The following is a 26,278-nucleotide window of genomic DNA, read 5'->3' on the forward strand; positions in this document are numbered from 1 at the left end:
CTATAACCCGCGCCGTCGGCATTCAGCACTGGGAGGGAAAAGCCCCTTGGCCTTCGAGCGCCAAGTGGCCTAAATGAGCACTTGGAGCGGCACGAAAGCGCGACAAGACCATATGGGCGGGAAAAAGGATTTGGACCCAATGAGCATCCCCGACTACCAGACATTCATGCTCCCGGTGCTGCGGAAAGCTGCCGGAGGAGAGGTGAAGATCAGTTCCGTCATCGGAGAGTTAACTGACCAGTTCGGCTTGTCCGAGGATGAGAAGGCCGAACTTCTCCCCAGCGGCAAACAGACTGTTGTCGCCAACCGCATCCACTGGGCCAAGACATACCTCAAGCAAGCGGGTCTCGTTGACGCGACCCGGCGGGGTCACTTCGTGATCTCCGAGAGGGGACGAGCGGTGCTCGCCAAGAACCCCTCGGCCATCGACAACAGCCTCCTTGAGACCTTCTCCGAGTTTCAGGACTTCAAGAATAGGCAGAAGACGCCCAACGCCGATGGAGGAGGGGGAGAGCGCGAGGGGGAGTTGCCTTCATGGGGCGACAAGCAAACCCCCGACGAGGTTTTGAGGGCCGCGCATAGGCGGATTGAGGATGCCCTTCGAGGGGAGATGCTAGAGAAAATCAGAGAGGCCTCTCCGGCCTTCTTCGAGGGACTGGTCGTCAACCTTCTGGTGGCTATGGGATACGGGGGGTCTGTCACGGACGCGGGAAGGGCGCTGGGCCGCTCGGGCGACGGTGGGATTGACGGTGTAATTGACCAGGACGCCCTCGGTCTGGACCGCGTCTACATCCAAGCCAAGCGATACGCCGACGGTAACAACGTCGGACCCGGAGCCATCCGCGATTTCTTCGGGAGCCTCGACAGGTTCAAGGCGAACAAGGGTCTGTTCGTCTCAACATCGAGCTTCACCAAGGAGGCGGTTGAGACGGCGCAGGCTCTGAGCAAGCGCATCGTGCTCATCGACAGCGAGGCCCTCACCAAGTTTATGGTCAGATACAACGTCGGGTGCCGGGTCGAAGAGACCCTCTATGTCAGGAAACTAGATGAGGACTTTTTCACGGACTGAAGCCTCCGCCGATGTGTGAACCTTCAAGCACGCTGGGTAGCTCAGAACAGCGGCACCTTGGGCGCTCATGGAGCCAGAGCAATCGCCGCCTTCATCGCCTCTGTCGCTGCCTGCAAACGCGCCTCGCCGCCGCCATAGACACGGTCACCTACACCTCCAAGGGAATACCTCTATGAACAGCCATCAATTGACCTTCGAACTTGCGATGTAGATATGCAGCAGCATAAAGATCGTCTGAACACTTACCACTACCTCAAAGTTCATAGATTTTGGGAAGTTAAGTTAGCAAACGATTGGAGAAGGATATGGTTGCAATACGCAACACGCTAGCGGATTTCATGGACAGAACAATGCGCAACTTGCAACGCGCCGAGGAGATTGCGCGCGATGATCCACATGGTTTTTTTGAAGTAACACAGCTCATTAATTCAGCTATCGGCATGCTCATTTTTCCAGCCGAAGAAGCACTTGAGAAAGTAGCAGGGTTAGAAACATCAGAGTTGTTTAAGGGTATCCGAGGTCCTCAAATACTTCATGGAGATATCGAGGCTATGCATACTCTAGGCGGATGCCTTCGCAAACTCAGAAATGGATTAGCACACTACAACGTCCACTTTGAAAGTCGAAACAACCAAGTAGTAGGTTTGTATGTTTGGAATTACTTGCCAACAGACCAATCCAAGCCTGATTTTGTTGCATACTTGTCTATGGATGACTTGCGCACAATTCTTCGCCGAGCTTGTAAACAGTTCATTGAGACATTCAAGGATACCGGAGAAAACGAAGGAAGAAAGCTCGAACGTATTGAGCGACAGTTGAACAAGAATATCCGTTTCCAAAACCGTGAAAGCTTCTAAAAATTTACCACTGACTTTCGTCTGAAAACTTACTAGAAATTCATTCCACCTGACTAGAAGCCGTCGAGATACGCTTCTTGAGAGAGCAATGCAGCAACCTTCTCTTGCGCTGCTGCAAGCTCTTCGGTGTTCAACCCGTGATCATAGGGGTCAGATGTTCTCTTGACCCCAGCCCACCCCCCAAGATCGTGGGCATCGTCAATCGAGAGGCCAGCGCGACGCGACAGCGTCTTCCAAGTATGGCGCAAGGAGTGGAATGCGAGGCGCTCGTCACTCTCCCTCCCTAGAACCTTGCGGCGCAATCCGGTAAAAGCCTTGGAGGCAGCTTTCGCGGTTCCGGTCGCGGCATTGATCGGGAAAGCGTGGAACAGCCTTTCCTGTCCTTCTGCCACGGCATCGGCGCGCAGTCGTTGGATAATCGGACGCGCGACCTTGGGCACGGGCACGACCCGCGTCGCATTCTCGGTTTTGCCGCCCGAGATCAGGAAAAGCGAGCCGTCTTCTTTGGTCTCATCCACCGTAACCTTCACGATCTCAGTCACTCGCGCGCCTGTCACTAGGCCGACGCGAAACAGGTCCCCCAACCTGTCACCCTGAGCGACGGCTCTGAGAATACTCTGGGCCTCCGATGGCTTGAACTGGTCCCTTTTTGGTCCATCCGGCTTTTTCTGTCTCGGCAGGTCATCCGCAGGGGCATTGAATGGATTTCCGTCCAGCTTCACCTTCTTCCTCGCTAGCGCCCAGCGCCAAAGGCCGCGCAACATCGTCATCAACTTCTGCGTTGTTGAAGGGGTCAAGTTCCTGCCCGTTTTCTTCGAAGTTTGAATTGGCAGAAACTCATGCTGGAACGTCGAGACCAAGTCTGGAGTTACGTCGTCAAGGAACAGGGTCTCCGGCGTCTTGTCCATGAAGGCGCAGAGGTAGTTGACTGCCGTCATTACTTCGTTAGCTGATGTCTTGGTGAGCGGTTTGTTTCCATAGGGGTTGTCCGGCGCTCTCGCCTCAAGGTATTGCGCGGTGGCCTTGGAGAGCGGTAGCGTCTTCGCGGTGGCCACCTTGAGGAAGGCCTCTCGTTCAGCTTCAGGTGCCCGCTCGGCCTCGTCATGGATTAGGTCGCGAACAAAAGTTTCGTCTTCTCGTTCCTCCCGAATAGCCTGCGCCCAGAGTTCGGCCCTTTCCAAGCTATACCTTTCACGCGCACGATATTCGATCTCCAGCTTGCGCACTTCGGCAAGGAAGATATCCCGCATTTTCTTCGCGCTGGGGAGGTGCTTCTCGCCCGCCATCGGTCTGATAATCCACGTGCCGAACAGGTTGCCGTTAGACCATGGGTTAGGTCTCCCGCGAAGGTTCTTCGGGGTTTTCATGCGGAATCGGTAGGCGGTTCCCGGTCCCTTGGGTTGCTCGATGTATTGCACTGCCGAACTCCAGTGGTGTCCCTCAGTGGTGTCCGTTACACCACAAACTGGTTCCCACTACCCATCAAGTTACTTGTTTTGCAACACTTTTTTGAAATGGTGACCCCGGCAGGATTCGAACCTGCAACCTGCCCCTTAGGAGGGGGCTGCTCTATCCAGTTGAGCCACGGGGCCACGCCGCCCCTCTGTAACCGCCTTTGTTCAGCTTGTCATGGCCTTTGAGGACAGTTGTACAAATCTATTCGTTCGCGCTACCATCGGGCAAAACAAACAGCGCAGGTATCCAGGTGACTACAGAAACAAAACGCCCGCTCACCCTCCGTGATGTCTCGGAAGCCTCCGGCGTGTCCGAAATGACCGTCAGCCGGGTGTTGCGGAATCGGGGGGATGTATCGGATGCCACGCGCACGCGTGTCCTGGCCGCAGCGAAAGAACTTGGGTATGTCCCGAACAAGATTGCCGGCGCGCTGGCCTCGAACCGGGTGAATCTGGTGGCGGTGATCATCCCGTCGCTGTCCAACATGGTCTTTCCCGAGGTTCTGACCGGCATCAACCAGGTGCTGGAAGATACCGAGTTGCAACCGGTGGTGGGCGTCACCGATTATCTGCCCGAAAAGGAAGAGAAGGTGCTGTACGAGATGCTCTCGTGGCGGCCCTCGGGTGTGATCATCGCCGGGCTGGAGCATACGGAAGCCGCCCGCGCGATGCTTGATTCCGCCGGGATTCCGGTGGTCGAAATCATGGATGTTGACGGTAAGCCGGTGGATGCGATGGTCGGCATTTCGCACCGCCGCGCCGGGCGCGAGATGGCGCAGGCGATCCTGAAAGCGGGCTATGAACATATCGGCTTCATGGGCACCAAGATGCCGCTGGATCACCGGGCCAGAAAGCGTTTCGAAGGGTTTACCGAGGTCTTGGGCAAGAACGGGGTCGAGATAGAGGATCGCGAGTTCTATTCCGGCGGTTCGGCACTGGCCAAGGGGCGTGAGATGACGCAAACCATGCTGGAGCGATCACCAGAGCTTGATTTTCTTTATTATTCCAACGACATGATCGGCGCGGGTGGGTTGCTGTACCTGCTGGATCAGGGCATCGACGTGCCCGGTCAGATCGGGCTGGCGGGCTTCAACAATGTCGAGCTGTTGCAGGGCCTGCCGCGCAGGCTGGCGACTATGGATGCCTGTCGGCTGGAAATCGGGCGCAAGGCGGCCGAGATCATCGCGGCGCGGTTGGAAAACCCGGACACCGACATTGAAACGCGCGTCACGCTGACCCCCAAGATCAGCTATGGGGACACGTTGAAGCGGCGCTGAGTTCGTGGCGCTGCAACGGCTGGATAATCGCGCTGCCCGGGCACTGTTTCTGGACCGGCATGCATTGCTGGAACAGCCAAGCGGCCCGACCAAGGGAGCGTCGTTGCTGGAATTGATCCAACGCTTGGGCTTTGTCCAACTGGACAGCATCAACACGGTGGCGCGGGCACATGACATGATCCTGTTCGCGCGCCGGTCGGCGTACCGAACGGACAACCTCAAGCGGCTCTATGAGCGTGACCGGGCTTTGTTCGAACACTGGACGCATGATGCCGCTGTCATCCCGATGACCTTTTATCCACACTGGCACTTGCGGTTCGAGCGCGATGCCGAGCTGCTGCGGGCGCGTTGGAAGAACTGGCGCCGCGACGGGTTTGAACAGAGGTTCCAGTCGGTTCTGAATCACATCCGCGAGCATGGCCCGGTCGGATCTTCCGACGTGGGCACGGATGAAAAGAAGGGCTCGGGCGGATGGTGGGACTGGCACCCGTCCAAGACTGCACTGGAATACCTGTGGCGCTCTGGCGCTTTGACGGTTGTGGGACGTGAAGGGTTTCAAAAGCGTTATGACCTGACGGAACGGGTGATCGAGACGCATCTTTGCCCCGGTCGTACCCCGTGCGATGCCGAGGGCACGGTGAACTGGCTGTGCAATGCGGCGCTTGACCGGTTGGGGTTCGCCACATCGGGCGAAATCTCGGCGTTTTGGGACACGGTCACCTCAAGCGAGGCCAAGGCGTGGTGTGAGGCAGCGCTTGCACGCGGCGAGATTGAACCTGTCGAGATCGAAGGCGCGGACGGGCGTCCGCGCAAGGTTTTTGCCCGACCCGATGTCGTGGAGCAGGCGGCGCGGCTGGCGGTCGCTCCGGGGCGGATGCGGGTGCTCAGCCCGTTCGACCCGGCCCTGCGCGACCGCAAACGGGCAGAGCGGTTGTTCGGCTTTCACTATCGGATCGAAGTGTTCGTGCCGGAACCCAAGCGGGTTTATGGCTATTATGTCTTTCCGCTGCTCGAAGGTGATCGCCTGGTCGGGCGGATCGACATGAAAGCGCATCGGGACTGTGGCGAATTGCGCGTTCGCGCCCTGTGGCCCGAGCGACGCGCCCGGTGGTCAGCGGCCCGTACCCGGAGGTTGGAGGCGGAACTGGACCGCGTTCGCAAACTGGCCGGTGTCGAGCGAGTGGTCTTTGCGGATGGGTGGCTACGGGAGCCACTGTAAACACCGACGGCTCAGGTCAGAAATCCGCGCTCTTTCACCAGCTCCCTTAGCTCTGTCAGCGACACATCGAGCGATTGTCCCGACGTGTCCAGACGTGCGAGCGCCTTGCCATAAAGGGCCTCGCGGCTGGTGAGGATCGACTTGAGTTGCTCCATCGCTTCGGGATTGCCCGCCATCGGCCGTTCGTCGCCCTGGGCGCGGACGCGTTCCATGTGTTCGACGGGTGAGGCGCGGAGCCAGATGGTGTGGAAATGGTTGAGCAGGGTGTTGTACGTTTCCGGTTCGGCAACGATGCCACCGGCGACGGCCAGAATCATGGCGTCGTGGGTGGCGATGACGCGGTCCACGGCCTGCGCTTCGAGCTTGCGGTAACCCTCTTGCCCGTAAAGCGCCATGACTTCGCCAACTGGCATGCCCGCCTGCTCTTCGATCCGTTCATTCAACTCGACAAATGGCAGGTTCAGCGCCTCGCCGAGCATGGCGCCGAGGGTCGATTTTCCGGCGCCGCGGAGGCCGACGAGGCATATTCTGTTGGCTCTGAGCAGTTCGGCGGGAACCGGGGTCAGGGTATTGAGGACCTGCTGCTGCACGTCAGCGTTGGCGGCGCGAAACAGGTCGGCCACGCGCAGGGCGTCCGAATTCCACGGGTCGTCCTCGCCCACCAGCCATTCGATCCGGTGATCGAGTGCACTGGCGACGCGTTGCAGAAGGCCGATCGATATATTGCCTTCGCCGGCTTCCAATTGCGCAAGATATCGTGGTGACACACCCGAAATTTCGGACAGGACACGGCGCGGTATTCCACGGGTTTCGCGTGCCTTGCGGACCCGTTCGCCGACGCGGGCAATCAGCGCATCAACCGACGTTTCGACCAGATCAACGCCGCTTTGCGATGTGGTTTCGCCCCTGAAGTTGGTGATCTCGGTCATGCCGCCTGCGTGGTCTTTTGTGTGAAATAATGCACAAATTACGATGCCACGGCGTCATGGGCAATCAAAAAGGCCGAAATGTACCGGTTTCCAGACCCCTGTTGTACGATTAGTACGTCTCGACGTGGTATCGTCCTTCGTCACGCATCCGGTCACGCAGATCGGCCCATTCCAGTCCCAGACCGCGCGCGATATCCTTGAGCGCCTCTTCGACCCCCTGCTCCATCGCCTTGAGGCCGCAGATGTAGATGTGACCGTTCGGGTTCTTCAGCAATTCGCCAACTTTATCGGCCTCGTCCCGCAGCTTGTCCTGCACATAATGTTTCGGCTCTCCCTCTTGCCGGGAAAAGGCAAAGTGTTTGGACATGAAGCTTTCCGGCACCTTCTTGAGTGGACCGAAATAGGGCAGCTCCTGCGGGCGGCGGGCGCCGAAGACCAGCATCAGAGAGTCCTTGAGCGACGGATATTCGCGCTGGCGGCGCATGGTGAAGGCGCGGAACGGGGCCGAGCCGGTGCCGGTGCAGATCATCAACAGATGCGCGTTCGGGTCAGACGGCAGCAGAAAGGTCGAGCCGAACGGGCCGGTCACGTTGACCGTATCGCCGGGCTTGAGATCGCAGACATAGTTCGAGCACAGGCCCTGTTCCTCGCGCTTGACGGTGAGCGACAGGTTGTTGAAGTTCGGCCGCTCGCCATCGCGGGGGCTGGACACGGAATAGAGGCGCGGCAGATGAGCGTTACCGTTGTCATCCGTGCCCGGCGGGATGATCCCGATGCTTTGCCCTTCGAGCACCGGAAAGGGCAGCGAGCCGAAATCGAGGATGATGTGGCGGACGTCGTTGTCGCTGTCTTCGGCCGTCAGGCGGAAGTTGCCGGTGACCCTGGCCTGCGCGGGCTTGCCAAGGCCGTACATGTTGATCGTGGGTTTTGAGGCCGACTGCGGCGCCTTGGCCTTGCCCCCTGCGCCTTTGTGCGCCTCGGCCAGCAGGGCGGCGATCGAGTCGTCCAGCGCTTCAAGCCCTTCGTCGCCCGTCATCTCTTCCTGCTCGGGCAGGTCCATCCAGCCGTATTGGTCCTGCAGCGAATAGGGCTGGGCCACCACGCGCCAGTTGTCGATGGAACCGGTGGGGCAAACGGGAATGCAATCCATGCAGAATTTGCATTTGTCGGCATCCACCACCACGTTCATGTCGTCATGTTCGATGGCCTGTTCGGGGCAGGTCATCTCGCATGTGTAGCAACGGATACAGATTTCAGGGTCGATCAGGTGCTGCTTGAGCGGCTGGTTCATGAACTCTCGCGTCTCTTGGTCAGGATGACGTCGGGCAGAACCAGCGTGTCGATCAGGGCTGCGCACAGCCCGACACAATCGGAACAGCCGACACAGGGGCCTTGCAGCGCGGATACCTGACCAGCGAGAGCCTTGAGATTGGGTGTCTCAGCCTTGGTGCGGTCGATCTGCATTGCGGGTCTCCCCTTCTGAACAAGCCAGGTCCCAAAAAACGGAAAAATGGTGAGTCCGTCAATCCGGTTTTCGTCACATTTTGTTACCGTTAGCGGCACCTGGCCCGGGTTTCTTGTGTTACGCCATGTGCAGTTTCACATATTCGAAGTCGCCGGGGCGATTGTCGATGCCCACCTTGGGCGGCGCGATCCAGCGGGCGTATTGGCCCGGCTCGTAACAGGGTTTCATCAGCGACTGGATGAAATCGCCGTCGGCATGAGTAGGCAGCCAGTCGGGCAGGCCCTTGTCATATTCTGCGCCGCTGACGACCTTGCCGGAGGGATCGAACAGCTTGTCGGCAAAGACGCCGATCTTGCGGTTGAACGCCTCGTGCGGGAGCTTGAGTTCGAAGTCGATGCCGGACTTTTCGATGATCTTGTTCCAGCGCCCGACGCCGCCTGCGGCATCCTTGGTGTAGTCGTCGCGCAGGCGCATGTTGATCGCGGTCAGCGCGGGCACTTGTTTCTGGACCGCCTTGCCGTCCTCAAGATCCCAGACGGTATAGGTGTCGGCCTGAAGCTGGTGGTCGTCGGTCAGGCGGTTTTCCATGTAACGCCCCTTGATGCCCGCGTTGAAGGCATTGGCGGCATTGGTCGACACCTCTTGCCCGAACAGGTCGAGCGACAGGGTGTAATGCAGGTTCAGCTTTTTCTGAATAGTCGGCAGGTCGATCACGCCCAGCGCGCGGATCTTGCCCACGTCATAGGGATCGTCGATGCCGTTTTCCTTCATCACCTCGCAGGTTTTCTGGATGATCCGGCCAACGCCGGTTTCACCCACGAACATGTGGTGTGCCTCTTCGGTCAGCATGAAGCGGCAGGTGCGGCTGAGCGGGTCGAAACCGGATTGCGCCAGCGATTCAAGCTGCATCTTGCCGTCCCGGTCGGTGAAATAGGTGAACATGAAGAAGCTGAGCCAATCGGGCGTTTCCTCGTTGAACGCGCCCAGCATGCGGGGGGCTTCTTCGGAACCCGACTGGCGGCGCAGCAGGTCGTCGGCCTCTTCCCGGCCATCGCGGCCGAAATACTTGTGCAGCAGATAGACCATCGCCCAGAGGTGGCGGCCCTCTTCGACGTTGACCTGAAACAGGTTGCGCATGTCGTAAAGCGAGGGCGCGGTCAGCGCCAGCAGGCGCTGTTGTTCGACCGAGGCCGGTTCGGTGTCGCCCTGGATCACGATCAGGCGCTTGAGCAGGTTGCGGTATTCGCCCGGCACCTCTTGCCAGGCGGGTTGGCCCGCGTGCTCGCCGCAGGGGATCATCCGTTCCTCGACCTGCGGCGCCAGGAGCACGCCCCAGCGGTATTCGGGCATCTTGACGTAGTCGAACTTGGCCCAGCCCTTGGGATCGACGCTGACGGCGGTGCGCAGGTAGACCAGCGATTCCTGAAAGTCCCGCGGGATCAGCTTGTTCCACCAGTCGATATAGCCGGGGTGCCACTTTTCCAGCGCCTTGAGCACCTTCTTGTCCTGGCTCAGGCCCACGTTGTTGGGGATCTGGGTGTCGTAACTTACGTTGATCAGGTCAAGCATGTCTTTCCTCCGCCAAGGGCCCGGGCCCCTTATACACGTTCCATGTTGTATTCGCCGCGCAGGCCGGTGCCGTAACGCTGCAATGCGCCTTCGGGACCGACCGCGTTGGGGCGCTGGAAGATCCAGTTCTGCCATGCGGTAAGGCGGCCGAAGATGCGGGTTTCCATCGTTTCGGGACCGGCAAAGCGCAGGTTCGCCTCCATCCCGGTCATCGCGTCGGGCGAGAAGCTGGCGCGTTCTTCCATGAAGATGCGAACCTCGTCCTCCCAGTCGATATCGTCGTAGGCATAGGTGACAAGGCCCTGTTCCTCGGCCTCCTGCGCCTCGAACGGTTCGCCGATGTGGTCCTTCAGCTTGTCCACGGCGTCGGGATCGCCCCAGAAGCGGGTGGCGAGGCGCGACAGGTTGTTGCCCATCGGATAGGTGCCGAAGTTGCTGGCGCTGAGCGTGATGGCGGCCAGCGGGCGGTTGTCGCCCTCAAACTCGTCCAGCATCATGTAGGAACGGTCGACGGCCCAGAGCAATTCGGCCAGCACCCCGGCGAAACAGGAACCGTGTTCGACGATGGCGACAAGGCTGCGCGAGGTCATGTCGACGCGTTTCAGCACGCGTTTCCAGTATTTCAGGATCTCGTTGGCCAGCCAGTGACCGGCGTTGTCCAGAAGCAGCTGTTCATGGGCCAGTACGCGGGCCGGGTCGCCCTGGGTCTGGAACACGACGAGACCGAGTTCGCGCTCGTTCAGGCGCAGGTGCAGGATGGCGTCGTCCAGCTCGCGGGCGAGGCGCAGCATCCAGGTGTCCGCGCCCTGGGCCTGGACCGCGCCCATGTCGGCGGGCGCGTCCTCTTGCGGGCCGTTGATGGTGATGGTTGCGCGGCCCGCGGCGCGATCGATTGTGACCTCGACGGTGGAATAGGTGACCGAACCGTCGTCGCCGAAAGTGCGGTTGAGCGGCGTGAGTGCGATGCCCTTGTCCGCCGGCGCTTTGGTCGAGACGGCGGCAAACTCGCGGGCGCGGTCCTGCACCACCTCGTCGAATTTCGAGTTGGGGGCGATCTCGTCGACCAGTTTCCAGTCGACGGCGCGCTGGCCGCGCACGCCCTCTTCGACCGAGCAGAAGACATCGGCCAGATCCCGGCGCACCTTGCGCTTGTCGGTCACGCGGGTCAGGCCGCCTGTTCCGGGCAGAACCGCCAGCAGCGGCACCTCGGGCAATGCCACGGACGAGGTGCTGTCATTGGTCAGCATGATGTAGTTGCAGGCCAGCGCCAGCTCATATCCGCCCCCGGCGCAGGAGCCTTTGACGGCGGCGATGTATTTCTGGCCCGAGTCCTCTTCCGCCGCCTCGAAAGTGTTGCGGGTTTCGTTGGTGAATTTACAGAAGTTGACCTTGTGCGCGTGGCTGGCACCGCCCAGCATCCGGATGTTGGCCCCGGCGCAGAACACGCGGTCCTTGCCGGACTGCATCACCACGACCTTGACTTCGGGATGCTCGAACCGCATCCGCTGCACCACATCGGCCAGTTCGATGTCGACGCCAAGGTCATAGGAATTCAGCTTGAGCTCGTAACCCGGAAACAGCCCGCCCTGCTCATCCACATCCATGAAGAGGTTGGCGATCTCGCCATCATACTCGACCCGCCAGTGGCGGTATTTCGAGGGGTCGGTCTGAAAGTCGATGCGTTGGGTCATTTCAGGCTCCTCAAAGGGACATTTCGGTGCAGTTTATTGCGCAGCTCGGGGTTCAGCAAGTAGCAATAGGCAAAATAATGCATATTTTCACGCCATATTTTTCAAAGTATTAGAATCATTAGGCAAAAATGCGTCTTTTTCAGTCATAAAGTTATGCATTATTTTGCACATCCCGAAAATCCGGCCGAATCCGGTCCAATCTCTGGTCCAGTTCACTGGAATCAACGCCGAGAATGACGCCACGGTCCCTGCAACTTTTCAGGTGCTCGCGCGCCAGCTTGACAAGGCGGGCAGCGGCTTGCGGGCGCTGCATCCGGTGTTTCAGGCAGGCGTTTGCAAACTGGATGCAGGCCTGAACGAAATGCCGTTCGACCGAGTTGGGCGGCAGGCTCAGCCAAACCGGCTCCCACACTTCATGGGCTTCCCAGAAACATCCCTGCTCCAGCAGCTCCCACCCGGCGCGCCATGCTTCCGACGCAGCGATGTCATTGACGGTCATATCCGGGGTGACGGTGTCGCGGATTACCGCGAAGGCGTCCGAGGCAGGCCGCGCGGTCAGACCCGGGATGTAAGGCGCCATGTCGCGGGCGACGGTCATGATCAGGCCGTGATGATTTCTGCGGCTTCGATACGCAGAAGGCGGGTGCAGTATTCTGCCACCGCCTCCATCGTCTGTTCGGACGCTTCGCTGTGCGGCGCATGACGGCAATCGAGGATCACCGTGTCGACGGGGCAATATGTTCGGGCCTCGATCTCGTCGATCTGCGCCAGAGTGCCGTATTGGTCGTCCCGGCCCTGAATGGCCAGGATGGGCACGCGGATATAGTCGATGACCTCTGCCACGTTCCAGCCTGTAAAATCGGGATCGAGCCAGACATCGCACCAGCCGCGAAACGCCCCTTCGGGATCGCGATGGTATCTGGCCATCCGGTCGCGCAGGTCGGTTGTTTGAAACGCCTCGCGCGCGCGGGCAATCTCGGCCAGACCCATCGGTTCGGTAAAGAAATGCGGCGCTTCGAGGATCAGGCCGCGCACGCGGAAATCCTCGACGCTGCCGGCATAGATCGCGGCGATGGTGCCGCCGTCGGAATGACCAAACAGGATACAGTGCTGAATGCCCGCCTGATCGAGGATGTGCGGCAGGACATTCACCGCCTCGTCCGTCATGAAATGGATCGGGCGCGGCAGGCTGATCGGATCGGACTGACCGTATCCCTGCCGGGAATAGACCAGCACACCAAGGCCGGTACGATCTGCCAGAGCCTGCGGGAAATCCCGCCACAGCGCGACGCATCCCAACCCTTCGTGCAGCAGGAGGATGGTTGGTGTCTGATCCGGTGGCGGGCCGTAACAGGCATATTCAAGCGCAACACCATTGACGGTCAGCGGCTGCGAAGGCGTTTGCGCCCAGTCGAACATCACCCGTCCTCCCGCAGTTTGAAGCGCTGAATTTTGCCGGTGGCGGTCTTGGGCAGGTCATCAACGAAATCGATCCAGCGGGGGTATTTCCACTTGCCGACCTTGTCCTTGACGAAGGTGCGCAACTCGTCGGCCAGCCCGTTCGAACCATCCTGTTTCAGCACGATATAAGCCTTGGGTTTTTCCAGCCCGTCAGAATCGCGGGCCGCAACAACCGCGGCTTCCAGCACGGCGGGGTGCGAGATCAGGGCCTGTTCGACCTCGAAGGGCGAAACCCAGATGCCCGAAACCTTGAACATGTCATCGGTGCGCCCGCAATACACATATCGCCCTTCGGAGGTCAGTTCGTATTTGTCGCCGGTGCGGGTCCATTCGCCTTCGAACGTGGCGCGGCTTTTGTCGCGCTTGTTCCAGTAGCCATCGGCGGCGGACGCGCCGCGCACCAGCAGTTCGCCCAGACCGCCGACGCCGACATCGGCGCCGTCCTCGTCGACCAGCCGCACTTCGTAACCCGGAACGGGGCGGCCCGAGGTGCCGTATTCGACATCGCCGGGCGCGTTCGACAGGAAGATGTGCAGCATTTCGGTGGAACCGACGCCATCAAGGATATCGACGCCCCAGAGCCGTTTCCAGCCGCGCCCGATCTCTTCGGGAAGCGCCTCGCCCGCCGAGATGCAGCGGCGCAGTTGCACATCCGGGGCGCCCTGTTTTTCCAAAAGCGCCACGGTCGCGGCGTAAAGGGTCGGGACACCGCAAAAGATGGTGGGCTTTTCGGTGGCGATGATCCCGACCACCCCTTCGGGGGTCGGGCGACCGTTGAACAGGATGGTTTCGGCGCCCACCGACATCGGAAAGGTCATTCCGTTGCCAAGGCCATAGGCAAAGAACAGTTTGGCGGCGGAAAAAATAACGTCATCCGGTTCGATCTGCAGCACCTGCGCACCATAGGTGTCGGCGGTGGCCCTGAGGCTGCCGTGCACATGGCGCACCCCCTTGGGCTGGCCGGTGGAGCCGGAGGAGTAGAGCCAGAATGCGGTGTCGTCGTCCGAGGCCTCGACAGTTTCGGCGGGCGACGCGCCCTGCATGAAGGTATCGAAGCTTTGCGTGCCGTCCGGGGCGGTGCCGATCACCACGATATGGGTCAGGTGGGGCGAAGCCTGGGCGGCGGGCTGCACCACGGGCCACAGCTCCTGCGACACGAACAGGCAGGTGGCGCGGCTGTCGTTGAGGATCACGTCATAAACCGGGGCAGCCAGCAGGGTATTGAGCGGAACAGGAACAACGCCGGCTTTGAGGCAGCCCCAGAAGATCGGCGGAAATTCGATCTGATCCAGCACCAGCATGGCGGCGCGGGCCTCGCGCGGGATGCCGGCGCGGGACAGGGCGCCAGCCACGCGGGCCGAGGCATCGGCCAACTCTCCATAGGTCATGGTGCGCTTTTGCCCGGCGGCCTCGCGAAAGGCAGGGCGGGATCCGTTGCCCTCGCTGACATGCCGGTCCACAAAGTACTGCGCGGCGTTTCCGCTCATGGTCGCTCCTCCCAGTGATGTCCCCGGGGAATGCACGCGGGCGGCCCTGACGACCTGTCCACGCGCACCCTCTCCCCTCGGGTGGCAATAATGCACTTTAAACTCATTTATGCAAGATAGTGCCTATCTGAATTTTCCCTTCATGCATTTTATTGCACATAAATTGTCGCCGGATCGGCCGTTTCGTACAGCCTCTCGACCAGCACGGCGCGGCGGGCAAGCAGTTTGGCGAAGTTCAGGTTGCCCTTGGCCGTGACCTCGCCATCCGCCATCGAGGGCGGTTCGGACAGGATCAGGGCGCGGGTGATGCGGGCGGAGGAGCCTTTGTCGCCGTTGGCCTTGCCGAGCCGTGCCGAGATGTCCGCGGCCTTGTCTCCGGGCAGGAATGCGCCCTCGTGCGCCTTCAGGCCCTTGGACAGCACTGGTGTCGGAAGGATCATCAGGCCGACCTCTTCGCGGTCCGGTCCGGTCACGATGACATCGGCGGCCAGCGGCGCGAGCGCGGCAAGCAGTTCGAGGCGCAGCGCGGCGGCGCGCACCCAGATGCCCGAGGCGAGTTTGAAATCCTCGGAGATACGGGCAGCGAAGCGCAGGCCACGATTCATGTCGGCCGCATCCACCAGCGTCATGGCGTCGCCACTGCAAAAGAAGCCGTCTGTGTCGAACGCCTCGGCGGTCTTGACGGGGTCGTTGTGATAGCCGGGGAAGATGTTGGGGCCTTTGACGCGGACCTCGTACCGCCCGTCCTGTTCGGGGACGAGCTTGACCGTGACGCCCGGCAGCGGCACCCCGACGATGCCCGGCAGATTGGCCGGGACATGCTGGAAGATGCAGGCGGGCGCCGTTTCGGTCATGCCCCAGCAGGTGGTGATCAGGGGCGGTTCCTTTCGCACCTCGAGCGCCATGTCAGTCAGATCCTGCCAGACATCGGGTGCCAGCGACGCGCCCGCATAGAACAGCATGTCGAGATCGGCGAAGAAGTTGCGTTTCAGCGCCTCATCCTGCCGCATCTCGTTGCGGAGCTGGGCAAAGCCCACTGGCACGTTATAGGCGATGGTACCGTTCATCAGGCGGTTGTTCTCGAAAGTCTTGCCGATCAGCGCCGGAGCGGGCTTGCCGCCGTCGATATAAAGCGCACCGCCGAAAGCCAGCATCTGGTTGAAGTTGTTCGAGCCGCCAAAGACATGGTTCCAGGGCAGCCAGTCCACCAGGCGCGGTGGGCGTTCTGAGAGGAACGGCAGGGCCTGCGTGTATTGCGCCTGATTGGCGCACATCATGCCCTGGGTCGTCAGAACGCCCTTGGGATTCGACGTGGACCCGGACGTCATCAGGATCTTGGCCACCGTATCCGGGCCGACCCGCGCGGCGGCGGCGTCGATATCGGCACTGGCGGCTGCAAGGTCGGAGAGCAGGGACATCCCCTGCCCTGCGTTGCGTGAAACTGCAATCTGGCGTCCGCCCATGCCCTCCATGCCAAGGGCTGCGGCGAAGGTTTCGCCATCCTCGGCATAGATCATCGACGGGCGGATCAGGTCGAGGATGTGGTGCAGTTGTTTGAGCGCGCCGGGAATCAGGGAATATTGCTCGGCCACCGGCACCGTGGGAATCCCGACATATTGCGCGGCAAGGCTGAGCAGACCGTGGTCGATGCTGTTGCCCGAGAGGATGAGGATGGGCGTATCCGGCCCAAGGCCGCGCGACAGCAGACCGGCGGCAAGGGCGCGCACCCGGTCCAGCGCCTCGGCATAGCGCAGTTCGCGCCAGCCCGGTCCGCTGCGTTCGGCCAGAAACACCGCCTCGGGACAGGCGGCGGCCCAGCGGTGCAGCCAGTCGGTCGTCTTGCGGGCGGGTTCGGGCAGCTCATGGGCCGAGCGCAGGAGGATCGCGCCATCGCCCCTGTCCTCGCGGATAACGTCATGTGCAACATACTGTGCCATCGCCCTCTCCTACACCGCCGCGTTCCGGCTGGGCCGGTGCGCGACAGGTCAGACCGGGTTGAACGTTCTCAGCCCGGCAATAGAAACAACGTGATCACCGGGAAGGCGACAAGGATGATTACCCGGATGATGTCGGAGGCCACGAAGAACAGAACCGCCTTGTAGGTGTCGATCATGCGCGTTGTCTGATCCATGGCGTTGATGATGAACAGGTTCATGCCCACCGGCGGTGTGATCAGGCCGACCTCGACCACGATCAGCACGAGGATGCCGAACCAGATGGCGACCTGTTCCGCCTCAAGCCGGTTGGCCATGCCACGGGTGACGCGAATGCCCAGCTCTTTCATCTGTTCGCGTGTCAGTTCGGTGCCGGTGGCGATGGCATCCTGAATCGAGGCAAGCATCTCGATACCCATGCCGTCGGGCACGCCGACATTCAGCACTTCCATCGCGGCCTGGGCCTGCATCGCCGCCAGCGAGACGAAATTGAAATCCATCGCCGAGATCACCGGGAAAAAGATCGGGATCGTCAGCAGGATCATCGACAGGCTGTCCATGAGGCAACCGAAAACGAGGTAGAAACACAGGATAAGCGCCAGGACGACCCAGGGCGAAAAACCCTGACTGACCACGTAATTCGACAGTTCCTGCGGTACCTGCGTGAGGGCGAGGAAACCGTTGTAGAAGCCCGCACCCAACACGATGAAAAAGATCATCGCGGTCGAGCGGGCCGTCACCAGAAAACTGTCCGCCAGAGTCGCAAGCGTCAGGCCGCCGTTGAAAAAGGCGATGACGCCGGTGCCGAATGCGCCAACTGCCGCGCCCTCGGTCGGGGTGAACCAGCCCAGATAGATGCCACCCACCACAAGCCCAAAGACCAGCAGGACCGGCCAGACCTGGATCAGCGCCGCAAAGCGTTCGGCATAGGGAACCGGCGGGCGGGTGCCCGCGCTTTCGGGATAGAGGCGGACGTAGACCGAGATGGCGATGACATAGCCCACAGCCGCAAGAATACCGGGAATGAAGGCGGCAAGGAAAAGCTTGGCGATGTTCTGTTCGGTCAGGATGGCATAGATCACCAGCACCACGGAGGGCGGGATCAGGATGCCCAGCGTACCGCCGGCGGCCAAAGTCGCGGTGGAAAACCCGCCGGCGTAACCGTATTGCTTGAGTTCGGGCAGAGCGACGCGGCCCATGGTGGCGGCCGTTGCCAGCGACGAGCCGCAGATCGCACCGAACCCGGCGCAGGCCCCGATCGCGGCCATGGCAACGCCGCCCTTTTTGTGACCCAGCCAGCCTTCGGCTGCCTTGAACAACGCGTTGGACATGCCGCCCAGCGTTGCAAAATGCCCCATCAGCAGGAACATGGGCACGATGGTCAGCGAATAGCTGGAAAAGGTCGTGTAGGTCTCGTTCTTGAGCCGGGCAAAGGCCACCTGTGTACCGTCGGTCACGAGAACCAGGCCGACAAACCCCACAAGAAACATCGCCAGCCCGATGGGCACGCGCAGAAAGATCAGCACCATCAGGGCGGGGAAGGAGGCAATTCCGATTTCCAGAGCAGTCAATGCAGTGCCTCCACCCCATCCCGGATCAGGATGCGGCCGGTAAAGAATTCATAGGTACGAACGCCGGCCATGTAGACGCCGACCGCCGCCGCCGCCAGCGCCGCGGCGAAACTGAGCGCATAGGCCCACCAGATCGGGAACTGCAGCAGGAAGGTTGTTTCGTGATACTCTTTCTTGCTGATCATACCGTCGAACAGTTTCCACGCGATCAGGATCAGAACGGCGGCAAAAATGATCTCGGTCACCATGCGCAGGAAGCGGTTGAAGCCGTTGGAGAAGACGTTGGTGAGAATATCGACCGAAGCATGTCCCGAGGTGATCTGGCACAGGGGCAGAAAGCAGAAAATGGCAAAGGCGACGCCTGCCTCGACCAGTTCGAAATCGCCGTTGACCGGGCCGACGCCCATGCCGATGGCCCAGTCGGACAATCCGGGCGCGAGGCTTTGCATCATGTCGCCGTGGAAAAACCCGTTCAGCAAGCGGCCCAGAATGGACACGCAGGTCAGCAGGATCAGGAGGCTCAGGACGATCCCGCCGATGATGGCCAGCGTTCTGGCCAACCCCTTCATCAGTCTATGCATTGGACCTCGATCTTTTGCGGGGGCCATTGGATCGCGGCGCCGGGGCGCCGCGACCGGTTGCGATGGGCCGGATCAGTTGGAATAGTCCGGCGTGTATTTGTCGATCAGCATCTGCGCTTCGTCGAGCAGGGCCTGACCGTCCTTGCCTTTGGAGGCCATGTCGGCGATCCATTCGTCATAGATCGGCTGCGCCAGGGCGCGCCATTCCTCGACACCGGCCTGGTCGATGGTGATGATGTTGTTGCCCAGGTCCTCAGCGACAAGTCGAGCGGGGCCATCGGCATCAGCCTGCGTGCCACCCGCGAAGACCGAGAATTCGAGACCCGAATTGTCGTCGATCACCTTTTTCAGATCATCCGGCAGGCTGTCATATTTGGCCTTGTTCATCGCCAGAACGAAGGTCAGCGTATACAATGCGCGGCCCTCGAATTCGGTGTGGTTCTCGACCAGTTCCGGCACCTTCAGGGCGGTGGTGACTTCCCATGGGATGGTGGTGCCGTCGATCACGCCTTTGCTGAGCCCCTCGGGCACGGCGGGCACCGGCATGCCGACCGGGGTCGCGCCGAGCTTGGTCAAAAGCGAGTTGACCGAGCGCGAGCCGCCGCGGATCTTCATGCCTTGCAGGTCTTCGGGGCTTTCCACCGGTTCGGAGGTGTGGATCATGCCCGGACCATGCACCCAGGTGGCGAGGATGTGGACATCCTTGAACTCGTCATCCTTCATGTGTTTTTCGAACATTTCCCAATAGGCGCGCGACACGGCGCGTGCATTGGTCATCATGAAGGGCAGTTCGAATACTTCGGTCGAGGGGAAACGGCCCGGCGTATAGCCGACCACGGTCCACACCACATCCGCCACACCGTCGATCGCCTGATCCATCAGTTCCGGCGGCTTGCCGCCCAGCTGCATCGAGGGATAGCGTTCCACCTTGATGCGGCCACCCGAATCCTCTTCGACACTGTCGGCCCAGACATCCAGAACCAGTTTCGGCACGTTGGCCTGCGCCGGCAGGAACTGGTGCAGTTTCAGCGTCACTTCCTGGGCCAGCGCGGTAGAGGCGCTGAAGCCCGTGGCCAGCGCCGCAACGGCCGCGCCGCCGATGACGCCCAAAAGCGTTCTCCGATAGGTCATGTTATCCTCCCTTTGACCCCTCTTTTTAGCAATATAATGCCCATATCTTTGCATAATGCAATATATTGCTCACTCTCTGTTCAGGCGAACACCACGCCCTCGAGGCCGGTACTGCCGTACAGCCATTCGACCGCATCGTACCACTGGTCGGGGGATCTGGCGCTCATGATCGTGTTTCGCAGCGCCGCGTGTGCCCCGGCGGGGTGATAAATGTGTTCTCCGATTTCCCGAGACTGCAACTGAACGCGGGCTGTACGCAAGCGTCGTCTGTCCTGATAGGTGTTTAATATCCCCTCCACTTCGCCCCCCGCCTCGAAAAGCGCGGACAGGCAAACGGCATCCTCCATCGCCATACAGGCGCCCTGGGCGAAGTATTGCAGCATCGGATGCGCGGCGTCGCCGAGCAGGGCAACGCGCCCGTCGGCCCATTCCATGACCGGGTCGCGGTCGCACAGCACCCACAGTTTCCAGTCCCGTCCCTTGTCGATCACCTGTTGCGCCCTGGGGCTGACATGTTCGAATCCCCGGCGCACCTCGTCATGGGCGACCGGTTTGCCCGCGACCGGTTCCGGCGCGTCGTTGTGATAGGTCACCACGAGGTTGAAGCTTTTCCAGCCCGACAGCGGATAGTGCACGATATGGCACTTGGGACCGGCCCACAGCGTCGCGGCGTTCCAGCGCAGATCCTCGGGCATGTCCTCGACCGGGATCACCGACCGATAGGTGGTGTGCCCGGACACGCGCGGCGGCCCGTCGTCGCGCATCTGCGCGCGCACTTTTGACCAAAGACCATCGGCGCCGATCAGCGCCTTGCCTGCGGCGCGGGTTCCGTCATGAAGGATCGCGGTAACCGAAGTACCGTCCTGTTCGTATCCCTGAACCGCGCTGTTGGTGCGCAATTCGACCAGCGGGTGATCCTGACAGGCCCTGAGGAACACGCCGTGCAATTCACCACGATGCACGACCGCATAAGGGTTGCCCATGCGCGTGCGAAAGGCGTCATCCAGCGGGATGCGAGTGATCTCGTCGCCGGTCAGGGCATCCATCAGCCGCAGGTTGTCGATATAGACCGCCATCGCCCGCGCCGCGTCACCGACGCCCAGATAGTCAAAGGCATGGAAGGCGTTCGGACCCAGCTGGATTCCCGCCCCGATTTCGCCGAACTGACCGGCTTTTTCCAGCACCAGAACCCGCTGCCCCCGCTGGGCGAGGCCAATGGCGGCCGCCAGCCCCCCGATCCCGCCGCCCGCGATGACGATCCGGTCTGACATGGGTCATTCGGCCTCGGTCAGGTTCAATTCGATCGGGTCGAGCCCGTCAATGCTGCCGGTGATCAGGTCGCCGGCGATCACCGGCCCCACGCCCGCCGGCGTGCCGGTCATGATCAGGTCGCCGGGGCGCAGATGATAAAAGCCAGACAGATGGCTGACGATTTCGTCGATCTTCCAGATCAGCTCGGACAGCGTGGCATCCTGACGGGATTCGCCATTCACCTGAAGATGGATGCGTTTGCCGTCATCCGGCGACCAGTCGCCCGCCTTGGTCAGCGGCGCAAAAACGGCGGCGTTTTCCACATCCTTGCCCAGATCCCAGGGGCGCTGTTTGTTGCGTTCGCGGATTTGCAGGTCGCGCCGGGTCATGTCGAGGGCGCAGCCATAGGCATAGACGGCCGCCCAGGCCTCGTCCCGGCTGGCGCGGAACACCGGCCTGCCAATGGCAAATGCAAGTTCCATTTCATAGTGATAGTTCTCGGTCCCCGGCGGATAGGGCACCGACGCGCCTGTCAGGATGGCGTTGGGGGCGGATTTGGTGAAGTAGAACGGCGCTTCGCGATCCACTTCGTTGCCCATCTCGGCCGCGTGCGCGGCATAGTTGCGGCCCACGCAGAAAATCCGCCCGATAGGGTAGGTCGCGGATTCGCCCCTGACCGGGATGCCCGGAACAGGGGGAAGGGTGAACAGGCTGTCGCTCATCTCGGGCGCTCCTCGTAATAGCCAAGCTTGTCCTGCAGGGGACGGTCGTGAATGCGGATCAGGAAGGCCTCGGTCCCGGCCTTGTGGGCAATGTCGGCAAAGACCGGGGCGGTAAACGTGTCTTTCGGCCCCCAGAGGATGGTCTTGCCGTTGATGGTGGTTTCGCCCTCGCCGCCGATGACATGAAAGGCGCAGGAGGCGGAGCGGAAAGGCGGCGCGTGGCGTTCGCCCTTTTTCAGCATCATCGCGGTGAAACCCAGAGTTGGCAGCACGTCGTTGCCGGTTTCAGGGTTGATGTAGTCGAGTTCGGTGACGCCTTCGCCATAGATTGCCATCTGGCGCAAGGCCGCTTCGGTTTCGGACCAGGGATAGCGCATCATCGGGTAACGGCGGGCGGTCTGGCGCGGGCGTCGGGATGGTGCAAGACCCGCAGCGCGGTATTCGACCTGACTGGCATCGGGACGGTTGCGCTGTGCCTGCAATTCGCCCTCGATGGCGTATGAGCCTTCGAGATAGACGAAAAGCGGCAAGTCCAAAGCGTCGAGCCAGACGACGGGGCCGTCGCCGTCGTGACCGTGGTCGTGCCATTCCCCGCCCGGGGTCAGCACGAGATCACCCGCGTCCATCGGCAGCCGTTCGCCATCGACCACGGTATAACCACCAGTGCCTTCGACCACGATCCTGACGGCAGAGGGGGTGTGGCGGTGCGCTGGCGCCTGTTCTCCGGGCAACAGCAGCTGCAGGCCCAGATAGATGGTCGAGGTCGCCTGCATCGCACCGACGCCGCGGCCGGGATCGGACAGGACCAGCACCCGGCGCTCGGCCTTTTCGACCGGCGTCAGCTCTCCGGCGCGCAGCAGAAGGGGGCGAACCGTGTCGTAGTTCCAATAGCCCGGGCGGGTGACCGGCTGCGGTTCGCCATGCGGCAGGACGTTGCGCATCATCGGCCACAAGGGGGCGACGCCCGCGCGTTCCATGTCGTCTCGGTAATCCTGCGGCAGGTCTTCCAGCGTTCCCAGTTTCTGTGACAAGACACCCTCCCCCCATGCGCAGTGCACCGGGTTGTATCTTATGGGGCATTTGGTTTGAGGCAAGGTTGAGCCGTCAGGAAGGGCCGAGTCGCCGGTTGAATGGAATCACCGGGCTGCACGCGCCAGTTTCTGCCGACAACCGATGGTTGCAGTGGCGCGAATTCGCGCAGATTCGGTTTCGTCCGATTTCCTGTCCGCCGATTGGACGGATTCGGAGTATTGGTGGGACACGTCCCGCTTTGGAGGAAACACCCGGAACAAACGCAAACGTGATCAATGATTTTTCGCGCTGCAGCCTTGGCGGCAAGGATGCGCGCGCTAATTTCAACCTAAAGGTGGAGCCTTGCGGCTTTGTTTCCTGCCATGATGCGCGGTAGGGCAGGAACTGCGCCAGGTCCACCAAGAATTGGGGTAGCAAAACCCAGTCAGACCTTTTTCGGGACATGAAGGAACACGGCCACTCACGCAAGTGACGGCGCAGGAATGCTACAGGGCACACCCACCAGAGAACCCGCACCCAAGCTTCTCTGTGAAATGGGCGGTCTCATTTCAGGCCACGCATGCCTTGTTGCTAAAGGCCGGATGTCCGGTTTCGACCAGGACCTCCCGGCCTGTGGTCAGGTCAAGTAACCTGTCTCATCCTGGCCACCCCGCCGGGGATAGCCCCCCTTATTCCCGGCGGGACAATTCGGGGCTGCTGGAGATCGTTCGCGGACGTGTTCCCCGGTCACTCGTCTATGTCATGCAGTTCGTTGAGCAGATCCAGCAGGGTTTCGTAACGCTCGGGTCCCATCTGCGCACGAATGCGCTCGGCGGCGCGGATGCTGGTGCTGAGGTTCCGGCTGATGATCTGGCGACCGCCGTCGCGAATGCTGATGACCTGTTTTCGGCGGTCATGGGCGTCGGGGCGGCGTTCGATCAGTTCCTTTTCCTCGAGCTTTTGCAGAATGCGTGTGAGGCTGGGCAGCAGCAGGCAGGCCCGGTCGGCGATGCGTGTGGGGTCTTGCGGGCCCTCTTCCTGAAGCACCCGCAGCACGCGCCATTGCTGTTCCGTGATACCGACATCGGCCAGCATCGCCCGGATCGGCCCCATCACCCGTTCACGCGCGCGCAGCAGCGCGATGGGAAGGGATCTTGAGGTCAGTGGCAGGTCTTGGCTCATGAAAGAATCTTTGCTCAATTCCTGTTGGTTAGCAACCAGTGAGTGATTGCCGGGGCTGGTCAAATCACCACACTTGATTGACTTGTTAAGTATTTTTTGTGACTGTGGCAACCAGATTGGCACTAAGGTGCGGGCGAAAACCGGACCAGGCAGAGCGGAGTGGGCGATGAAGTGGCACGAATTCGGCGCATGGGGCCGCAAGGTGGCGGACTGGGCGCAGACCTATCATCTGAGTGTCGCGGATCGCCCGGTGCGCGCCCGGACGGAGCCGGGCGCGGTGTTGGACGCCCTGCCCGCGTCACCGCCGGAAAGCCCAGAACGGATCGAAGCGATCTTTGAAGACTTCGAAGAGATCGTGATGCCGGGCATCACCCATTGGCAGCACCCCCGGTTCTTTGCCTATTTCAACGCAAATGCCTCGGCCCCGTCGGTTCTGGCCGAGTTCCTGACCAGCGCCATCGCGCCGCAGTGCATGTTGTGGCAGACCTCACCCGCCGCAACCGAGATGGAAACGCGGATGATGGACTGGCTGCGGCAGGCGCTGGATCTGCCCGAGGGATTTGCCGGTGTCATTCAGGATTCCGCCTCCTCCGCGACGCTGGCGGCGGTGCTGACCATGCGTGAAAAGGCGCTTGCCTGGCAGGGCAACCGGCACGGGCTGTTCGGGCAGACGCCGCTGCGCGTCTATTGTTCGTCCGAGGTTCATACTTCGATCGACCGGGCGATCTGGGTTGCGGGGATCGGACAGGACAACCTGGTCCGCATTCCGATCAAGGGCGACTGGCGCGGGATGGACCCCGAGGCATTGGAGGCGTCGATACGGGCTGATCTTGCAGCCGGGCTGCACCCGGCAGGCGTGATCCTGTGCGTGGGCGGCACCGGCACCGGGGCGACGGACCCGGTGGACCGATGCCTGGAGATCGCAACGAAATACGGGCTTTATTCGCATGTCGATGCCGCCTGGGCGGGTTCGGCAATGATTTGTCCCGACTATCGCCACTATTGGATCGGCGTCGAAAAGGCCGACAGCATTGTGTTCAACCCGCACAAATGGCTGGGAGTGCAATTCGATTGTTGCGCGCATTTCCTGAAAAACCCCGACGATCTGGTGCAGACGCTGGCGATCAGCCCGGAATACCTCAAGACGCATGGACGGGACGGGATCATCAACTATTCCGAATGGTCGGTGCCATTGGGTCGCCGGTTCCGGGCACTGAAGCTGTGGTTCGTGATCCGCGCCTATGGGCTGGAGGGGCTGCGCCAGCGGCTGCGAAACCATATCGAATGGTCGCGCAAGCTGCATGACCAGCTGGCGGCGGAACCGGATTTCGAAATCGTGACACCGCCGATGTGGTCATTGTGGACCTTCCGCTTTGCGCCGGATGGTGCGGACGATCTGGACGATCTGAACCTGCGGCTGGTAAATGCGATCAACGATGATGGCCGCATCTATCTGACACAGACCCGAGTCGATGGCGATCTGGTGATCCGGTTTCAGGCGGGACAGTTCGAAACCACCGAGGACGACGTGAGGATGGCCTTTGAGGTGATCACCGAAATCGCGCGATCGCTGTCCCCTGATGGACTTGCGCCCGGAAAGGCGTAGCTTGTCCGCAAACCCCAGATACTGAGAGGCCCGCATGCCCGCACCAAAAAACAGTTTCAAACAGGCCCTATTGCGCGGCGATCGCCTGATCGGTTGCTGGATGAGCTTTGCCGAGGCCTCCACCGCCGAGATCATGGGCACAACCGGGTTCGACTGGCTGGTGATCGACGGCGAACACAGCCCCAACGATATCCGATCGATCCGCGATCAGCTGGTGGCGCTGGCGGCCAGCCCGTCGCATCCGGTGGTGCGGGTGCCCATCGGCGAGACCTGGATCATCAAGCAGGTGCTGGACGCGGGTGCGCAAACCGTTCTGGTGCCCATGGTGGAAAGCGCCGAGCAGGCCCGGGAACTGGTGCGCGCTTGTCACTATCCGCCAACAGGTACGCGCGGTGTGGGCGCCACGGCGACGCGGGCCACCATGTTCGGAACGATTGGCGAGTATATCCAGACCGCCGATGACGAGGTCTGTCTTTTGGTGCAGGTCGAGAACCGCGCGGGTATCGCCGCGCTGGATGACATCCTTGCGGTCGAGGGTATCGACGGCGTGTTCATCGGCCCGGCTGATCTGTCGACGGACATGGGCTTTCAGGGCAACAGCGCCGCGCCCGAAGTGCGCGCGGTCATCGAGGCCGCGATCACCCGGATCAAGGATGCGGGCAAAGCACCGGGCATCCTTGGCACCAGCGAAGAGGCGGCACAGGCCTATCTGGATATGGGCGCACAATTTCTGGCGGTGGGCATCGACGTGCTGGTTCTGGCCCAGAGCGCGCGCGCCTTGTCGGCCAAGTGGAAGGCGAAATAGGCCGGA

Annotated in this window: 23 protein-coding genes and 1 tRNA gene; 6 read left to right on the plus strand and 18 right to left on the minus strand. The window is 61.2% G+C overall.

Annotated features, from left to right (window positions below):
• The first annotated feature begins 139 nt into the window (after nucleotides 1-139).
• Nucleotides 140-1,069, plus strand: coding sequence for a restriction endonuclease (locus AC2FMY_RS08825; RefSeq protein ID WP_496807251.1), 930 nt, complete (start codon nucleotides 140-142; stop codon nucleotides 1,067-1,069).
• Nucleotides 1,070-1,374: 305 nt separating this feature from the next.
• Nucleotides 1,375-1,926, plus strand: a complete 552-nt coding sequence (locus AC2FMY_RS08830; RefSeq protein WP_496807252.1) for a HEPN family nuclease — start codon at nucleotides 1,375-1,377, stop codon at nucleotides 1,924-1,926.
• 53 nt (nucleotides 1,927-1,979) lie between these two features.
• Here AC2FMY_RS08830 and AC2FMY_RS08835 read toward each other — a convergent pair whose 3' ends face one another.
• The gene (locus AC2FMY_RS08835) at nucleotides 1,980-3,344 is read right to left on the minus strand and encodes a tyrosine-type recombinase/integrase (protein WP_496807253.1); all 1,365 of its coding nucleotides are present in this window, start codon (nucleotides 3,342-3,344) and stop codon (nucleotides 1,980-1,982) included.
• Nucleotides 3,345-3,441: 97 nt separating this feature from the next.
• Nucleotides 3,442-3,518: transfer RNA gene (locus AC2FMY_RS08840), tRNA-Arg, on the minus strand.
• Between the two features lie 113 nt (nucleotides 3,519-3,631).
• On the opposite strand from AC2FMY_RS08840, the gene AC2FMY_RS08845 reads away from it, so the two are divergent.
• Together AC2FMY_RS08845 and AC2FMY_RS08850 are read left to right on the plus strand one after the other, a co-directional pair.
• A complete protein-coding gene (locus tag AC2FMY_RS08845) occupies nucleotides 3,632-4,657 on the plus strand; it encodes a LacI family DNA-binding transcriptional regulator (RefSeq protein ID WP_480748530.1) in 1,026 nt (341 codons plus the stop codon).
• 4 nt (nucleotides 4,658-4,661) lie between these two features.
• The gene (locus AC2FMY_RS08850; protein ID WP_496807254.1) at nucleotides 4,662-5,876 is read left to right on the plus strand and encodes a winged helix-turn-helix domain-containing protein; all 1,215 of its coding nucleotides are present in this window, start codon (nucleotides 4,662-4,664) and stop codon (nucleotides 5,874-5,876) included.
• Between the two features lie 11 nt (nucleotides 5,877-5,887).
• Here AC2FMY_RS08850 and AC2FMY_RS08855 read toward each other — a convergent pair whose 3' ends face one another.
• From AC2FMY_RS08855 to hpaR, 16 genes are all read right to left on the minus strand, one after another.
• Nucleotides 5,888-6,805, minus strand: a complete 918-nt coding sequence (locus AC2FMY_RS08855; protein WP_496807255.1) for a helix-turn-helix transcriptional regulator — start codon at nucleotides 6,803-6,805, stop codon at nucleotides 5,888-5,890.
• A 109-nt stretch (nucleotides 6,806-6,914) separates the two neighbouring features.
• Nucleotides 6,915-8,096, minus strand: a complete 1,182-nt coding sequence (boxA, locus tag AC2FMY_RS08860) for a benzoyl-CoA 2,3-epoxidase subunit BoxA (RefSeq protein WP_496807256.1) — start codon at nucleotides 8,094-8,096, stop codon at nucleotides 6,915-6,917.
• A complete protein-coding gene (locus tag AC2FMY_RS08865; RefSeq protein WP_480748526.1) occupies nucleotides 8,093-8,269 on the minus strand; it encodes a hypothetical protein in 177 nt (58 codons plus the stop codon). The genes boxA and AC2FMY_RS08865 overlap by 4 nt, the downstream gene beginning before the upstream one ends.
• Before the next feature lie 118 nt (nucleotides 8,270-8,387).
• Nucleotides 8,388-9,839, minus strand: coding sequence for a benzoyl-CoA 2,3-epoxidase subunit BoxB (gene boxB / locus AC2FMY_RS08870; RefSeq protein WP_480748525.1), 1,452 nt, complete (start codon nucleotides 9,837-9,839; stop codon nucleotides 8,388-8,390).
• A 29-nt stretch (nucleotides 9,840-9,868) separates the two neighbouring features.
• A complete protein-coding gene (gene boxC, locus AC2FMY_RS08875; protein ID WP_496807257.1) occupies nucleotides 9,869-11,530 on the minus strand; it encodes a 2,3-epoxybenzoyl-CoA dihydrolase in 1,662 nt (553 codons plus the stop codon).
• A gap of 151 nt (nucleotides 11,531-11,681) precedes the next feature.
• Nucleotides 11,682-12,128, minus strand: a complete 447-nt coding sequence (locus AC2FMY_RS08880) for a DUF309 domain-containing protein (protein ID WP_496807258.1) — start codon at nucleotides 12,126-12,128, stop codon at nucleotides 11,682-11,684.
• A 2-nt stretch (nucleotides 12,129-12,130) separates the two neighbouring features.
• Nucleotides 12,131-12,949 carry an alpha/beta fold hydrolase gene (locus AC2FMY_RS08885; protein WP_496748463.1) on the minus strand — a complete coding sequence of 273 codons (819 nt, stop codon included), beginning with the start codon at nucleotides 12,947-12,949 and terminating at the stop codon, nucleotides 12,131-12,133.
• Nucleotides 12,949-14,478, minus strand: coding sequence for a benzoate-CoA ligase family protein (locus AC2FMY_RS08890; RefSeq protein ID WP_480748521.1), 1,530 nt, complete (start codon nucleotides 14,476-14,478; stop codon nucleotides 12,949-12,951). Before AC2FMY_RS08890 ends, AC2FMY_RS08885 begins: the two co-directional genes overlap by 1 nt.
• Before the next feature lie 149 nt (nucleotides 14,479-14,627).
• Nucleotides 14,628-16,415: a feruloyl-CoA synthase gene (locus tag AC2FMY_RS08895; RefSeq protein ID WP_496807259.1), complete on the minus strand. Its 1,788-nt coding sequence runs from the start codon at nucleotides 16,413-16,415 to the stop codon at nucleotides 14,628-14,630.
• Nucleotides 16,416-16,483: 68 nt separating this feature from the next.
• Nucleotides 16,484-17,983, minus strand: a complete 1,500-nt coding sequence (locus AC2FMY_RS08900; RefSeq protein ID WP_480748519.1) for a TRAP transporter large permease — start codon at nucleotides 17,981-17,983, stop codon at nucleotides 16,484-16,486.
• A complete protein-coding gene (locus tag AC2FMY_RS08905) occupies nucleotides 17,980-18,564 on the minus strand; it encodes a TRAP transporter small permease (protein WP_496748643.1) in 585 nt (194 codons plus the stop codon). Before AC2FMY_RS08905 ends, AC2FMY_RS08900 begins: the two co-directional genes overlap by 4 nt.
• A 72-nt stretch (nucleotides 18,565-18,636) precedes the next feature.
• Nucleotides 18,637-19,695 (minus strand): TRAP transporter substrate-binding protein, encoded by a 1,059-nt coding sequence (locus AC2FMY_RS08910; RefSeq protein WP_480748517.1) that lies wholly within the window; start codon nucleotides 19,693-19,695, stop codon nucleotides 18,637-18,639.
• Between the two features lie 80 nt (nucleotides 19,696-19,775).
• Nucleotides 19,776-20,966, minus strand: a complete 1,191-nt coding sequence (locus tag AC2FMY_RS08915; RefSeq protein ID WP_496807260.1) for a 3-hydroxybenzoate 6-monooxygenase — start codon at nucleotides 20,964-20,966, stop codon at nucleotides 19,776-19,778.
• A 3-nt stretch (nucleotides 20,967-20,969) separates the two neighbouring features.
• Nucleotides 20,970-21,668 (minus strand): fumarylacetoacetate hydrolase family protein, encoded by a 699-nt coding sequence (locus tag AC2FMY_RS08920; protein WP_480748515.1) that lies wholly within the window; start codon nucleotides 21,666-21,668, stop codon nucleotides 20,970-20,972.
• Entirely contained in the window at nucleotides 21,665-22,699 is a 1,035-nt protein-coding gene (locus AC2FMY_RS08925) for a cupin domain-containing protein (protein WP_480748514.1), read from the minus strand. Before AC2FMY_RS08925 ends, AC2FMY_RS08920 begins: the two co-directional genes overlap by 4 nt.
• Nucleotides 22,700-23,426: 727 nt before the next feature.
• Complete coding sequence (hpaR, locus tag AC2FMY_RS08930; protein WP_480748513.1) at nucleotides 23,427-23,861, minus strand: homoprotocatechuate degradation operon regulator HpaR; 435 nt, start codon at nucleotides 23,859-23,861, stop codon at nucleotides 23,427-23,429.
• A 166-nt stretch (nucleotides 23,862-24,027) separates the two neighbouring features.
• Between hpaR and AC2FMY_RS08935 the strand changes: the two genes are divergently transcribed.
• Entirely contained in the window at nucleotides 24,028-25,467 is a 1,440-nt protein-coding gene (locus tag AC2FMY_RS08935; protein ID WP_496807261.1) for a pyridoxal phosphate-dependent decarboxylase family protein, read from the plus strand.
• Nucleotides 25,468-25,501: 34 nt separating this feature from the next.
• Nucleotides 25,502-26,272: an HpcH/HpaI aldolase family protein gene (locus tag AC2FMY_RS08940; RefSeq protein ID WP_496744355.1), complete on the plus strand. Its 771-nt coding sequence runs from the start codon at nucleotides 25,502-25,504 to the stop codon at nucleotides 26,270-26,272.
• Nucleotides 26,273-26,278: the final 6 nt, after the last annotated feature.

Source organism: Ruegeria sp. YKSE079 (assembly GCF_059612845.1).